This window comes from Paenibacillus gansuensis, assembly GCF_042684925.1.
Classification (GTDB): domain Bacteria; phylum Bacillota; class Bacilli; order Paenibacillales; family DY6; genus Paenibacillus_N; species Paenibacillus_N gansuensis.
In genome coordinates, this window is sequence record NZ_JBHUME010000005.1 from 282510 (window position 1) to 296993 (window position 14484).

14 protein-coding genes are annotated in these 14484 nt (G+C 51.3%); 10 read left to right on the forward strand and 4 right to left on the reverse strand.

The window, feature by feature from the left end; translation table 11 throughout:
- Positions 1-3 precede the first annotated feature (3 nt).
- Both ACFSUF_RS05305 and ACFSUF_RS05310 read left to right on the forward strand, forming a co-directional pair.
- Positions 4-1116 (forward strand): GerAB/ArcD/ProY family transporter, encoded by a 1113-nt coding sequence (locus ACFSUF_RS05305; protein WP_377600859.1) that lies wholly within the window; start codon positions 4-6, stop codon positions 1114-1116.
- Positions 1106-2212: a GerAB/ArcD/ProY family transporter gene (locus tag ACFSUF_RS05310; RefSeq protein WP_377600861.1), complete on the forward strand. Its 1107-nt coding sequence runs from the start codon at positions 1106-1108 to the stop codon at positions 2210-2212. The genes ACFSUF_RS05305 and ACFSUF_RS05310 overlap by 11 nt, the downstream gene beginning before the upstream one ends.
- Positions 2213-2230: 18 nt before the next feature.
- Here the strand turns inward: ACFSUF_RS05310 and ACFSUF_RS05315 are convergent, their stop codons facing one another.
- Genes ACFSUF_RS05315 through ACFSUF_RS05330 form a run of 4 tightly spaced genes read right to left on the reverse strand, consistent with a single transcriptional unit; the run spans position 2231 to position 5908 of the window.
- The gene (locus ACFSUF_RS05315) at positions 2231-2977 is read right to left on the reverse strand and encodes a hypothetical protein (RefSeq protein ID WP_377600863.1); all 747 of its coding nucleotides are present in this window, start codon (positions 2975-2977) and stop codon (positions 2231-2233) included.
- A 25-nt stretch (positions 2978-3002) separates the two neighbouring features.
- Positions 3003-3803 (reverse strand): ABC transporter ATP-binding protein, encoded by an 801-nt coding sequence (locus ACFSUF_RS05320; protein ID WP_377600865.1) that lies wholly within the window; start codon positions 3801-3803, stop codon positions 3003-3005.
- Positions 3804-3845: 42 nt separating this feature from the next.
- Positions 3846-4901, reverse strand: coding sequence for a FecCD family ABC transporter permease (locus tag ACFSUF_RS05325; RefSeq protein WP_377600867.1), 1056 nt, complete (start codon positions 4899-4901; stop codon positions 3846-3848).
- Positions 4898-5908 (reverse strand): FecCD family ABC transporter permease, encoded by a 1011-nt coding sequence (locus ACFSUF_RS05330; RefSeq protein WP_377600869.1) that lies wholly within the window; start codon positions 5906-5908, stop codon positions 4898-4900. The genes ACFSUF_RS05325 and ACFSUF_RS05330 overlap by 4 nt, the downstream gene beginning before the upstream one ends.
- A gap of 218 nt (positions 5909-6126) precedes the next feature.
- On the opposite strand from ACFSUF_RS05330, the gene ACFSUF_RS05335 reads away from it, so the two are divergent.
- The 8 genes from ACFSUF_RS05335 to ACFSUF_RS05370 all read left to right on the forward strand — a co-directional run bounded on the left by ACFSUF_RS05335 (position 6127) and on the right by ACFSUF_RS05370 (position 14482).
- Positions 6127-7131: an ABC transporter substrate-binding protein gene (locus ACFSUF_RS05335; RefSeq protein ID WP_377600871.1), complete on the forward strand. Its 1005-nt coding sequence runs from the start codon at positions 6127-6129 to the stop codon at positions 7129-7131.
- 149 nt (positions 7132-7280) lie between these two features.
- Positions 7281-7679, forward strand: a complete 399-nt coding sequence (locus tag ACFSUF_RS05340) for a Fur family transcriptional regulator (protein ID WP_377601737.1) — start codon at positions 7281-7283, stop codon at positions 7677-7679.
- A complete protein-coding gene (gene yidD, locus ACFSUF_RS05345; RefSeq protein ID WP_377601739.1) occupies positions 7679-7915 on the forward strand; it encodes a membrane protein insertion efficiency factor YidD in 237 nt (78 codons plus the stop codon). The genes ACFSUF_RS05340 and yidD overlap by 1 nt, the downstream gene beginning before the upstream one ends.
- 285 nt (positions 7916-8200) lie before the next feature.
- On the forward strand, positions 8201-9169 hold the full coding sequence (locus ACFSUF_RS05350) for a hypothetical protein (protein WP_377600873.1): 969 nt from the start codon (positions 8201-8203) through the stop codon (positions 9167-9169).
- 401 nt (positions 9170-9570) lie between these two features.
- Positions 9571-11571 (forward strand): methionine--tRNA ligase, encoded by a 2001-nt coding sequence (metG, locus tag ACFSUF_RS05355; RefSeq protein WP_377600875.1) that lies wholly within the window; start codon positions 9571-9573, stop codon positions 11569-11571.
- 235 nt (positions 11572-11806) lie between these two features.
- Positions 11807-12796 (forward strand): metal ABC transporter substrate-binding protein, encoded by a 990-nt coding sequence (locus ACFSUF_RS05360; RefSeq protein WP_377600878.1) that lies wholly within the window; start codon positions 11807-11809, stop codon positions 12794-12796.
- 29 nt (positions 12797-12825) lie between these two features.
- Positions 12826-13620, forward strand: coding sequence for a metal ABC transporter ATP-binding protein (locus ACFSUF_RS05365; protein WP_377600880.1), 795 nt, complete (start codon positions 12826-12828; stop codon positions 13618-13620).
- Positions 13621-13666: 46 nt separating this feature from the next.
- Entirely contained in the window at positions 13667-14482 is an 816-nt protein-coding gene (locus tag ACFSUF_RS05370; protein ID WP_377601741.1) for a metal ABC transporter permease, read from the forward strand.
- The last annotated feature ends 2 nt before the right edge of the window (positions 14483-14484 follow it).

The window sequence follows — 14484 nt, forward strand, 5'->3', positions numbered from 1 at the left end:
TGAATGCGCGGTTCGGATTCGATGAATATAAGACAGCTTTCCATCATCATGCTGCTTTATGTGCTTGGCGGGGCTATCTCGCTTCTTCCGTCTGTGTTTGCAAAGTTTGCGGGAGAAGCTGCATGGCTGGCAAGTATTGGAGGCATGGGAATGGCCTGTTTCTTCGCGCTTCTGTACAGCGGGCTTTACAAGCGCATGAATGCACAATCTATTGATGAGTATGCTTTCAAGAAACTGGGAAGGCTGGCAGGCGGAGTCATAAACCTGTTCCTTCTCCTTTTAGCTATGATCTTAATTGCCGGGAATATACGAAATATCGTCGGTTTTCTGACAATACAATTGCTGCCGGAAACACCCATGACAGTGCTTATTTTTGTAGTTGTGCTCCTCACCTCATATGCCATGAAGGTAGGGTTAACCAGCATAGCCCGAGCGGGAGAGCTGTTTTTCCCCTTTATCCTTTTTATCTTGTTTATTTTTATCATTTTCCTAACCAATGACGCCCGATTGGAAGAGCTGGAGCCTATTTTGGGATACGGCTGGGAAGGGATCGCAAAGGGAGCCCTGTTTTTTCAGACGTTTCCCTTTTGGGAAATGGTATTGTTTTTGTCTATAGCACCCATGGCAACCAGCCGGGCAACTATGCTTCGTAAAGCTTTTCTCTTTTCTATTATTTTTGGCGGCGCAATCATTACTATGCTGACTTTGTTCTGTATCATGATTGAAGGCGCGGAATTAACAGGCTATAACGTGTTTCCGACGTTTAGACTTGCTCAATCCCTTCACGGGGGAGGGTTTTTCGGCCGTTTGGAAATTTTAATGGCGGGCATTTGGTTTGTCACGATCTTTTTTAAAACCGCTGTCTGCTACTATGTGTCTCTAACCCTTTTTGCTCGAATGGTAAGGTCCAAGGAGTGGAAACCGTTTATTTATCCTTTTGGTTTCTTCATGGTCCCTTTTACGTTGGTTATTTCCCCGAACTCCACTTATTCCGGTTATGCTACCATGAAAATCATTCCTGTACTTACTTTTATTGGGGGAGTCGGCATCCCCTTGATCCTGTTGGCTTCCACTTTTGTTGGGAAAACCCGGGGAGAGAATATCAATGAAAGGTAACGTAGCGCCTCGCCAGCTTTTTTGCATGATGTTCCTTTTCGAATTAGGCAGCTCCGTTGTAGTAGGCTTGGGACTTCAGGCCAAACAGGCGGCATGGGTCGCCGTATTGATTGGGATGGCTGCCGGTTTGCTGCTTATGGCCATGTATTATTACATATATCGCTTCTCACCCTCGAGGAACTGGGCAGAAACATTGGTCTATCTGCTTGGTCCCTATGCGGGTACTGCATTAGCTTTAGGATATATGCTTTATTTCCTGTATATCGGTTCCAGGGTATTAGGGGATTTCGGCTACTTAATCTCCATTACGGCCTTTAACGAGACGCCCGTTTTGGTAATGAACGCCGTTATGATGATATTGATCATGTACTCGTTCAATAAAGGAATTCTAGTTTTGGCCCGGGGCTCCGAAATCATGTTTGGTTTTCTGTTTTTCGTAGGCATCATTGTCGCCTTCCTCACTGGGATGTCGGGCATTGTAAAGCCGGAGCAGTCTTTACCGCTGTTTGAAGACGGGCTGAAGCCTTTGCTGCAAACAGCTTTTCCGCTGACGGTAACGTTTCCTTTCGGGGAATTGATCGTGTTTCTGATGATCCTGCCGACCCTTAGAAAGGAAGACAGTAATATATTAGCAACGATGCTTAAGGCGGTATTCATTGGAGGGGTGACCCTTGCTGCCGTTATATGGACCGAGATCGCGGTGCTGGGGCCGGACCGTGCTTCCATGGAGCTGTTTCCGCTGATGACCGTGCTTGGAAAAGTAGGAGTAGGGGATTTTATCCAAAGGCTGGATGCAGTTGTACTGTCTCTGCTGATCGTAGGTGTATTTTTCAAGATAGCGGTGTATTATTACGGCGCGGTTACAAGCTATGCTTCCTTATTGAAAATGAGCGGAAAAGGGGAAAGAGGAGTGGTTGCTGTTTTAATCGGGGGGGCGATGTTATGGCTTTCCATTGCGATGAGCCGAAATTATTCGGACCATATTAAAGTAGGTTTGCAAGCCGTGCCTTATTACATGCATGTCCCTATGCAAATTGCCGTGCCGCTGATCGTTACGTTGTTCATCTTTATACGGAGCAGGAGGCAGGGGAAATAAGTCCGAAGGTCAGGGGAATCAGCCTTTGCGGCTGAGGATCTTCGCTCTTTCTTCCTCTGTCACGAGCGGGCAGACCGTACAGGAAATTCCCGCCGGCAGCAGGTGCTTCTGGCAGCAGCTGCTTCTGACTCGGAAGGTCGTTCCAGGATGCAGCGGATGGTCCTGCAGCTTCCCGGGAAGATCGAGGGGGAATTCCGATGTTCTGATGAATTCCCAATCATCCCTTATACGCGTTTTTTTCTGCTCGCTTGCCGCTTCTGTTGCCCAAAGCTTGTAATGATTCGCCAGATAAATATAGGCGTTTTCCCATAAAAGGGACAGCTTCAGATGATAATGTTTGTGGATGGACTCCAATACCGGCTGCAGATGGTCAGACGCTATTTGACGGAAGACGTGATTTCCCGTAACTCCCTTTGTTTCATGGTTCACTGCGGTAAGCATGGAAGGATCAGCATGCAGCATGATCCCGCCGAGTCCGTTGCTGATCACTTCCAAAGCGTTAAGCTGAGGAAGCGGTGCCAACCTGTGCACATACCAAAGATCTAATAACCCGCATAACGCACGCGCATAGGATTTGGTAAAAAGAGAAGCGGCCACCGCAGCCCGAGGAGCCTGTAAAGCCTCCTGATGAATGCTTATGAACGCTGCTAAGCTGTCGGGAACTGCCAATGCGGAACCGTGAACCGCCGCAGTCCCGGCAGGTCTCCTTCCAAGATAAAGTCCGTACTGCTTCTCTATTCTTGCCAATTCCTCCTGTGTCAGCATGCTGCAGTCCTCCGATCGTTGTAGATTACGTGTTGCCGGTGTGTCTTCCTTTGCCGTAAGGGATGCATAGCGGAGTACCGAAAAGCGGGTCCTGAAGAATCCGGCAATCCAGATCGAACACGCTTTTCATCAGCTCGGTTGTAACCAGCTGCTCCGGGCTGCCTGAAGCGTACACTTTCTGGTCCCTGACCGCGATCATATGGCTTGCATACCTGCAGGCCAGGTTGATATCGTGGAGTACCATAACAATGGTCCGGCCTTCCTGCTCATTCAGATGAAAGAGCAGGTCGAGAACTTCAATTTGATGAGTTAAATCCAAATATGTGGTTGGTTCGTCCAGAAGAATCGTTTCCGTGCCTTGAGCAAGGGTCATGGCGATCCATGCCCTTTGGCGCTGGCCGCCCGATAAGGAATCTACCGTACGGTCGGTGAGTTCCATCAGTTCGGTAGCCTCCAGCGCCTTCCTTACGCTCCGTTCGTCCTCCTCGGACCATTGGCTCAGCCAGGACTGGTAAGGATACCGGCCCTGCTTCACAAGTTCATATACAGTCAGCCCCTCCGGAGCTTGCGGGGATTGCGGAAGGATTGCCAGTTTCTTGGCAATATCCCTGGTCGGAACCCGGGAGATGTCTTCCCCGTCCAGCAGTACACTGCCTCCTTTGGGCTTGAGAAGCCTGGCCAGCGAACGAAGAAGCGTGGATTTCCCGCATCCGTTGCTGCCGATCAGGACAGTGATTTCCCCTTGGGGAACATGAAGGCTCAGATCCTTGATAATCGTCTGATCTCCATAAGCTAAAGTTAGGTCGCGGGCCGCAAGAACGGACATGAAGCATCTTTCCTTCCATTGATGTTTATGAGAGGTCGTAAGTTAACTATTACGATTTTTGTACAACAGATAAATGAAAAAGGGTGCGCCGACGGCGGAAGTGATGAGGCCGACCGGTAAATCCAGCGGACTGAACGCGGTCCGCGCAGCCAGATCGGAAGCCGTTACTACGGCAGCTCCGGTTAGAGCGGACACCGGCAGCAGCGAGCCAAAAGACGGACCGACCAGCCTGCGTGCGATGTGCGGGGCTATCAAAGCAACAAAGCCGATAGCACCTCCAACCGCTACAGCAGAGCCTGCAAGGGCAACGATGATGAGCAGCAGCAGCAGACGGTCTTTCTGCACGGCGCTGCCTACGCTTTGTGCGGCGTCATCGCCCATTTGCTGCGCGTTCAGTCTTCGCGTGAACAGAAGCGCAAGCACAAAGAATATCAAGAACCACGGAGTCAGAGCGCCCACTTGGGCCCAAGTAGTCCCGTAGACGCTTCCTGCAAGCCAGTTCAGCGCTTTGCTGGTCAAGTACATCGGGCTGGTTACGATCAGCAGCGTCGTCAGAGCCGACATCACAAAGCCGATCCCTACGCCGACCAGCACGAAGGTGAGCGGTCCCACGCCGCGTTTCCAGGCAGCGGCATAGATCAGGGCAGCGGTCAGCAGCGCGCCGCCGAAAGAAGCAAAAGGCAGCAAGTGGATGGAGGCACTTTCAAACAGAACGAGAAACCCGACAGCTGCGGCTGAAGCGCCGCTTGTAATTCCAAGAATATCAGGCGATGCCAGCGGATTGCGTCCCATTCCCTGCATCATGGCTCCGGAGACACCCAGCGCGGCTCCGATAAGAATGGAAGCGGCCGCCCGGGGCATGCGAAGCTGATTCACAATGAGCGTATCTTTGGCCGTACCGGCACCGAAGAACACCTTCAGAACGCGGAAGGGTTCCAGGGAAACCGCTCCGATAGATGCGCTTGCTACCAGAAGCGCGAACAAGAGAAAGAGCAGAGAAAACATGATCCACACGTTTTTTCGCCGGATTTGTCCGGACAAGCCCAGTTTCTTGTTTCGGAATGTATAAAATGTATGATCAGCTGGAATTTTCTTCATCGGCTCAACCCCTTTCTGGCGGTATAAATGAAGAAAGGCGCCCCCAGCAGAGCTGTCATCACACCGATCGGCATTTCATTCGGCATGGCCACGAAACGGCCGGCGATATCCGCTAAAATCAGCATGATCGCTCCAAGAAGAAGGCTGTAAGCCGTCATCCACCGCAAATCGCCTCCGGCAACATAGCGGGCCAGATGGGGGACAATCAACCCGATAAAAGCGATCGGTCCTGCAGCTGCGACAGACGCGCCTACGAGCAGGATGATGCAGCCAGCCATTCCTGCTTTCACCCACACGGTACGCTGCCCGAGACCTTTGGCTACGTCATCGCCTAACATGAGCGTGTTCATTGGGCTGGAAAGAAGGAGCGTTCCGGCCCAACCTGCAGCCATGAAAGGCAGCACATGATAAAGAATGGTCAGCTTGCGGCCCTCGACCGAACCGGAGAGCCAGAAAAGCACTTCTTCCGTCGTGCGCTGGTCCACGACCAGTACCGTTTGGATAAAAGAGGTTGCGAGCGCCGTAACGGCTGCTCCTGCCAAAGTTACCCTAACAGGGGATAAACCGCCGCGTCCCAGCGATCCGAGAAAATAAACGGCGGCCCCGCTCAGGGCTGTCCCTAGGAAAGCGATCCAAGTGAAGGACTGCAAGGATGCTGTTCCAAATAAGGTAACGGCAAGTACTATGCTTAGCCCGGCCCCGGCGTTTAATCCGAAAATCCCGGGTTCTGCGACAGGGTTGCGCGTGAGCGCCTGGAGCAAAACCCCAGCGGCGCCCAGACTTGCCCCAACGCAGGCTGCAATCAGCACGCGCGGTATTCTGACATCCTTGATAATAATCTGGTCATTCGTACCCTGGAACCGGGTCAGCGCCCCGGTGAAGTCGGCAAGAGAAAACAGCTTGCTTCCATAAAGAACACCGGCCGCCGCCAGCAGCAGCAGGATGAAAATAGATAAGGCCAAGCCTGCCCATCGGGCAGCATTAGAACGAAGCAATACGGAAGGCATAACAAACTCCTTACAGATAAGATCAGATATAATTTCGTTTCAAGTAAGATCAAATTCGAATAACAACCGATAGAATCCCTCGCTTAAGTTTAGGGGATGAGAGTGTACAAGTCAATGACTCTGATACTCATTCTCAATTGATGGTTGACAGAAGCAAGCTTCTCCATTAGGATATACATAGATTGCACATGAGAATCATTATCACTAGGGGGAGAAACATGAAAGCAAGCAGGAAATTCAATGTTACACAAGCACTGATCGTAATACTTATGGTTGCACTCGTTTTGGCAGGATGCGGAAACAACGCGGGCAGCTCGAACGGGGAAGGAAATAATCAAGGAAACAATGCGGGTGCTTCCGGTAACGAAGCACAGAATGCCGAATATAAAGTGAAACATGCGATGGGGGAAACTACCATTAAAGGTACGCCTAAGCGTGTTGTAGTGCTGACGAATGAAGGAACCGAAGCGCTGCTGGCCATGGGCGTTAAACCGGTTGGAGCGGTTAAATCCTGGACAGGAAACCCGTGGTATGAACATTTGAAAGCGGATATGGAAGGCGTTGAAGTACTGGGCGACGAAAGCCAGCCGAACCTGGAGAAAATTGCTGAGCTTGCTCCCGATCTGATTATCGGCACGAAGTTCCGCCAGGAGAAGATTTACTCACAGCTGGAAGCCATCGCTCCGACGGTGATGTCAGAGACACTTCGCGGAGAGTGGCAGAATAATTTCAAGCTCTATGCCGAAGCTCTGAATAAGAAAGCGGAAGGCGATAAAGTCATTGCTGAGTTTGATGCGAATGTGAAAGCATTTAAAGAGAAAGCCGGCGACAAGCTGAACACGAAGGTTTCCATCGTCCGTTTCATGCCGGGCAAAGTGCGCATTTACTACAAGAACACGTTCTCTGGAATGATTTTAAGTGAACTTGGCATGGCGCGTCCTGCCGCACAGGATAAAGATGAGTTTTCCGATGACGTATCCAAAGAACGGATTCCTGATATGGAGGGTGATATCCTCATATACTTCACCTATGAAGAAGGGGATAATAAAGCCACCGATCTGGAGAAAGAGTGGATGCAGGATCCTCTATGGAAAAATTTAAACGTAGTAAAGAACAACAAGGTATTCAAAGTGGATGATACAACATGGAATACATCAGGCGGCGTCATTTCCGCCAACAAGGTCATTGAGGAACTTTACGGTTTCCTTGATATTCAAAAATAAGTGAAGCAGGCGGCCGTGCATCGGCCGCCTTTTTTTGCGCTGAATCGGTACCATGGCCGTCGGTTTGACGCGCTTTCAAAATTAAGGCATTATAATTTTATTACGGAAGAGGGGGTTGCAGCTTGAATACGGACCAAATCGTGAAGGTTATGTCTGAACAGGGCCTTCGCATTACTGACCAGAGAAAGACTCTTGCCAAGCTGTTTGCCGAAGCGGAAGGATATTTGACAGCCAAAGACGTGTACGATGAGATGGGCAGGTCCTATTCCGGGTTGAGCTTTGACACGGTGTACCGGAACCTGCGGGTTCTTCATGAACTTGGAGTGCTCGAGCAGTTCGTCTTTGAAGACGGGATCAAATTCAAAGTCCACTGCCAGGAGGCCCATCATCACCATCATTTGATCTGCCTGCAATGCGAAAAAACTTATCCTCTGGTGTTCTGCCCGATGGATACCGGCTGCAAAGTTCCGGACCACTTTCAAGTTGTAAAACATAAATTCGAAGTATTCGGCTATTGCCAGGACTGCCGGACGGAGCAGCAGACTTGATCGCTTCGTTACTGAAAGGCCCTATTCATGTGTACCGCAGATGGATTTCGCCATTGAAACCCCCTACCTGCCGGTTCTATCCGTCCTGCTCCGCCTATGCTTTGGAAGCGATCGAAGTGCATGGCGCCGGGAAGGGGGCGGTCATGGCAGCCTTGCGCATTTGCAAATGCCACCCGTTTCACCCCGGGGGGTACGACCCCGTTCCTTCTGCCGCACGCTCAACTAAAGAAGACTAAATGGAGCAGCCTTTTGCAGCGTCCCAACCTGTCCTTGGACAGGTTTTTTTGTAATATCAGAGTTCTCATATTTCTCCGGAATGAAACGATCCTTTCGCCGAGAGGACGGCGTAAGCCGTTTCACCTTGTTTACAGTAAGTCCATCTGGCCGTAAGGGGGGATTGACCCATTTTGCCAAAGGTTCCGTACCAACTGTCATGTTCAGCATAGTTTATAGTACCTGGATCATGATGATGCAAGGGCGGCGGATCAGCAGGCGATGACTGGGGGATGGGGGGAACGGATATGCGGGTACAGTTAGGGTGCGGTTTTCAAAAGTTGGAGGGATTTGTGGGCATAGACAAGTTCGGTATTCCCGGAGTAGATATCGTCTGTGATATGGACAAAGGCCTGCCTTTGGAAAAAGATTCAGTTTATCAGTTAGTGGCTTCTCATTGCCTACAATGGTCGGTAGATCCGATGAAGGTTATGCGTGACATTTACCGGGTATGCAAGCACAAGTCGATTGTATATGTTATCGCACCCTATTCGCGGACCGCGAAGACTTCGGAAATCCCCGGCTCTGCCTTTCCTTTTAATGAATATACGCCGAGGCTGTTCACGGAATGTTGGGAGCCCTTTCGGCACCGGATCAAGTTTCCTGAGGGCTGGTTCCGGAAGAGTGAGAAACGCGGGGAGACCGCATCGTCTTTCGTTTACTCTGAAGGTGCTGAACAACCCGGGATGGATTTCCGGCTTTTGAATATAGAGCTGTCTTGCGGTGATGAATACCGCTGCGGTCTGCTTGATGAGGACGATCGGGAACTTCTTTTGGAACCGCAGGTGAGCCCATCCGTCGAAATTCTGTATCAGTTGGTCGCCGTGAAAAAGCCCCTGCAGGAAGAAGAGTGGGAGGAACTGGCCCGGTCGATGAAAAGGGACTTATCCTTCGACGGCTTTGAGCTGGATACGCCTGCGGCGGCTTCTCCGGAAGTGCCTGCTATCCATGAGCCGGAATTGGCAGAAAGCGCTTTGATGGAAACAGCTCCTCTTTTGACAGAAACGGGGACTCCCGGTGCAACCAAGATAAGATATAGGAGAAAGAAGGTTTCCCCCGGCCGCAAAAACAAGAAACGGCGCACAACTTCCGCCCGTAAAAGAGTCCCCCAAGCCGTAACGGCCGGCACCCGGAAAACAATAGTCGATGAAACCGGAAAACCTGCTGCAGTTCCCAAAAAGCCTATTGTCCGAAAAGCGGCGTCCCTGCGCCCCTAAAACTTGACATAGCACCTGCAAAAACGGTATATTCACCTTAGTATAGAACAACATAGGTTATTACGTTCCTGTGAACGGATGAGTACGAAGCACAGCCTATTACCAGAGAGCCGGGGCAGCTGAAAACCGGTATAGGCGGACTTGGGAAGATGGTCCGGGAGGAACCGCGCGCGAGCCTTCTTATTAGTTGAAAGAAGCGTGAGCCGCGGCGCGGATTCCGGCGTTAACGGAACGGCTTCCGAAAGGAAGCTTATAAGCCCTGCGGCATCCCGGTTACATGATTGGGAAGCAGGGGAACTTGGGTGGTACCGCGTGAGCACAAGCTCTCGCCCCATAGCTGGATGGGGCAGGGCTTTTTTTGTTGCCCCGAGACGTAAACTTTAACGAAGGAGCTGCTTCCTATGACGGACAACAACAAAACATTTTACATTACAACACCGATCTACTATCCGAGCGATAAGCTTCACATCGGACACGCTTACACTACGGTAGCAGGAGATGCGATGGCCCGGTATAAGCGGCTCAGGGGCTTTGATGTGCTGTATTTGACAGGCACCGATGAACACGGCCAGAAAATCGAGCGTGCCGCCGAGAACAAGGGAGAGACGCCTCAACAGTTCGTCGACGGCATCGTAAGCGGCATTAAGCAGCTATGGGATAAGCTTGAGATCCGGTATGACGATTTCATCCGCACGACCGAGGACCGTCATAAGACGGTGGTTGCCCGTATTTTTGAACGGCTGGTAGCACAGGGCGATATTTATAAAGGGGAGTATGAGGGCTGGTACTGTACCCCTTGCGAATCCTTCTTCCTGGAGCGCCAGCTTGTAAACGGAAATTGTCCGGACTGCGGGCGTGCCGTGGAACTGGTGAAGGAAGAAAGCTATTTCTTCCGGATGAGCAAGTATGCGGACCGACTACTCCAATATTACGAGGAGCATCCGGACTTCATCCAGCCGGAATCCCGGAAGAATGAGATGATTAATAACTTTATTAAGCCGGGCCTCGAGGATTTGGCGGTTTCACGGACTACGTTCGAATGGGGCGTCAAAGTTCCGGGCGATCCGAAGCATGTGATCTATGTTTGGATCGATGCGCTGTCCAACTATATCACCGCACTGGGATACGATACGGAGAATCCGGATAGATACAACAAGTTCTGGCCTGCCGATGTGCATCTGGTGGGCAAGGAGATTGTCCGTTTCCACACCATTTACTGGCCGATTATGCTGATGGCGCTGGATCTGCCGCTGCCGAAAAAGGTGTTCGGGCACGGCTGGCTGCTGATGAAAGACGGGAAAATGTCCAAATCCAAAGGCAATGTCGTAGATCCTGTCACTCTGATCGACCGCTACGGACTGGATGCGCTGCGATATTATCTGCTGCGTGAAGTGCCTTTTGGATCCGACGGCACCTTTACACCCGAAAGCTTCGTGGAACGTGTGAACTTTGACCTGGCGAACGATCTGGGCAACCTGTTGAACCGGACGGTAGCGATGATCGATAAGTATTTCGGCGGAGAAATCCCGGCATACCTGCCGGGAGCTACGGAGTATGACGCTGCGTTGAAGGAAACGGCGGAGACTTCCGTGAAGAAAGCCGAAGAGGCACTGGAGCAGATGGAGTTCTCGGTAGCGTTAAGCTCAGTCTGGACGCTTGTGAGCCGCACGAATAAGTATATCGACGAGACCCAGCCCTGGACGCTGGCGAAAGACGACAGCAAGCGTGAGACGCTCGGTTCGGTCATGTACCACTTGGCCGAATCCCTGCGGATCGTCTCCGTGCTGCTGCAACCGTTCCTCACCCGCACGCCGCAGCAGATCTGGTCGCAGCTCGGCATAGCGGAAGGCACGCTGACCGCATGGGACAGCGTGCATACCTTCGGCACCTTGGCCGCGGGAACCCGCGTGGCCAAAGGGGAGCCGTTGTTCCCCCGGCTGGAAACGGAGCCGGAAGTCGCCTTCATCGCGGAATCGATGGGAGGCGCTGCGGCTTCGGCTGGAACAGCCGGTGAGGCACAGCCTTCGGGGCAGTCGGAAGCCCCGAAGGGAGAAGCGGCCGCGCAGCCGGAACTCAAGGCGGAAATCGGCATTGACGATTTCGCCAAGGTGGAGCTGCGCGTAGCGCAAGTGCTTTCCGCCGAGCCTGTGGCCAAGGCGGATAAGCTGCTGAAGCTGCAGCTGGACCTCGGCTACGAACAGCGCCAAGTGGTTTCAGGTATCGCTAAATTCTATTCTCCCGAAGAGATGGTAGGGAAGAAAGTCATTTGCGTGACGAACCTGAAACCGGTCAAATTGCGCGGCGAGCTCTCGCAGGGAATGATCCTGGCTGCTTCGCAAGGCGATCAGCTTACGCTGGCAACAGTTCCGGACAGCATGCCGAACGGCGCTCTCGTAAAATAAGCCGGAGCAATGAACAATTAATCTGATGGACCGCCCTACGGAAGGGGGAAGCCCCTTTTCGTAGGGCATCCTTATGTTACAAGGTACTAACCGCCGTAATCCCGTTGACAAGGGCCCGGTTCCCTCGTATAATCAATCTGACCTTGTAAATAGAAATGTTTACGATTTACACATAACAAACGGTAAGTTTGCTCTTTCCGCTTGCCTATGAATATACGTGAAGAGGTGTTTTGAGATGAGAAGGTTTAGGAATCGGGGATTGGGAATCGGGATCAGCGCTGTCATCCTGGCATTGCTGCTAACGGCGTGCGGGCAGGATTCCGCTGCGGAAAACAAAGCTGCCGAAGGAAAAGTAAAGGTGATCACGACCATCTACCCATTGGCCGACTTTGTGCGGAACATCGGCGGTGACCATGTGTACGTCTCCAATCTGGTGCCTGCAGGCGTGGAACCCCATGACTGGAGCCCGAAGAGCCGGGATATGAAAAACATTGAGGAAGGCCGGCTGTTTATCTATAACGGAGCGGGATTTGAAGGTTGGGTGAGCGATTTTCTTCACAATATCCCTGCGGACTCCAAGCTGAAGACTTTAGAAGCCAGTAAAGGAATCAAGCTGATTTCAACGGCAGAGCACACGGAAGAAGAACATACGGATGAACACGCAGAGGAAGAGCATGGTGTTGAGAATGAACACGACCATTTGGCGAATGACCCTCATACCTGGACCAGCCCTGCCTCCGCGCTGATCATGGCGCAAAATATTATGAACGCCTTAGTTCAGGCTGACCCTGCGAACGAGACGGACTACAAGGCCAATTACGAAGCTTACAAGGCAAAACTGGCGGCTCTGGACGCCAAGTTCCGGACAGATTTGGGTAAGGCGGCCAAGAAAGATATCGTGGTTTCCCATCAGGCTTTCGGTTATCTGGCACGGGATTACGGGTTGAATCAGGTTTCCATCATGGGACTGTCGCCCGATGCGGAGCCAAGGGGCCAGGACTTGCTGGAAATCGCTACATTTGTGAAAGAACATAAAGTTCGTTATATTTTCTTTGAGGAGCTTGTGTCGGACCGCTTAGCCAAAACACTGGCGGCTGAAGCCGGTGTTGAAACACTGGTTCTAAACCCGGTGGAAGGCATAACCGAAGAACAAGAGAAGAAAGGCGAAGATTATATCTCTCTGATGAACGGAAATTTGCAAAATTTATTGAAGGCATTACAATAAAGGTACTTGTAACGTAAAGGAGCATTGTTATGTCCCAGCCTGATTTATTCACGGCAGCATGTCACGAGGACGTAATTACGATCCGTGACCTTTCTTTTGCCTACGACCACAAGCCGGTGATCGAGAATTTGCAGTTTTCGGTGAAACAGCGGGATTTTGTAGGGCTGATCGGTTCCAACGGGGCGGGAAAAACAACCTTGCTGCGTATGATTGTGGGGTTGGTAAAGCCGACGGAAGGCGAGATCCGGCTTTTCGGTGAACCGATAACCACGTTCCGGGATTGGGAGCGGATCGGATACGTGCCCCAGAAGAGTTCGCTCAATCCGCTGTTCCCCGCTACGGTGCGCGAAGTTGTGGTGTCCGGGTTGTACGGCAAGAAAAACCTGTTCCGGCGACTGACCAAAACCGATCTGCAAAAATGCGACGATGCGCTCCATGCAATGAGCATTGAAGACTTGGCGGAGAAGCGGATCGGGCAGCTTTCGGGAGGGCAGCAACAGCGGGTATTTTTGGCTCGGGCTTTGGTGAACAACCCGGATCTGCTCATCCTGGACGAACCTACGGTCGGTATTGATATCGAGACCCAGCAGGGATTTTTCCACATGATCAAGCATATGCATCAGCATCACCATATCACGTTTCTGATGGTTTCCCACGATATGGACATGATCGAAACCTATTTGGGCAAAGAGCCGGTCGAACGCAGCGGCAAACTGAAATTCTATGTGAAACATTCGCATGAGATCGAGGATTGCCGGGAAACGGACTTGGCTCACAGCCTCAAGGATTTACGGATCAAGCTGCAGTCCCACGTCACGTATTAAAAGCTGTTGCAGCCGGCTTAGAGGGAGAGTTTAGCAGTTGGAAAGTTTGGATATTTTGTACAGCGATTTTTTTCAGCGGGCCATTCTAGGCGGCGTGCTCATTGGACTGGCTGCCCCTTTGCTGGGTATTTTTCTTGTACTGCGGCGTTTATCCATGATCGGGGATACGCTGGCGCACGTTTCCATCGCAGGCGTAGCCCTCGGATTTCTTGTGAATATCTATCCGCTGGGCATGGGACTTGTATTCTCCATTATTGCCGCGTTCGGAATAGAGAAGCTTCGCAAAACGTATAAAACCTATGCTGAACTGTCGATCGCCATTATTATGTCGGGCGGCGTGGCGCTGGCGACGTTTCTGTTTTCCCAAGGAAAAGGATTTAACCTGAATGTCACGAGTTACTTGTTCGGAAGCATCTATACGCTCGATAACACGGATGTGCTCATTGTGGGCATTGTAACAGTGATTGTGCTTTGTGTTGTGTTCTTCTTATTTAAGGAATTTTTCCTGATGTCGTTTGATGAAGACGCGGCGGGTGTCAGCGGTCTGCCGATTCAGTATTTGAACATGGTCATTACTATTCTTACGGCATTGGTCATTAGCGTCAGCATCAAGATTGTCGGTGCCTTGCTGGTTTCTGCTCTATTGACGATCCCGGTGGCTACCAGCCTTGTATTTTCGCGGGGATTTAAACAGACAGTGATCTGGTCCGTCATCTATTCCGAGATTTCCGTTGTAGCCGGGCTGCTCATTGCGGGACTGTTCAACTATGCTCCAGGAGCTACCGTCGTGCTTTCCCTGATCAGCATTCTTGTACTGACGCTGCTGTTTAAACTGACTTTCCGCAGGGGATTATCGATATAGGG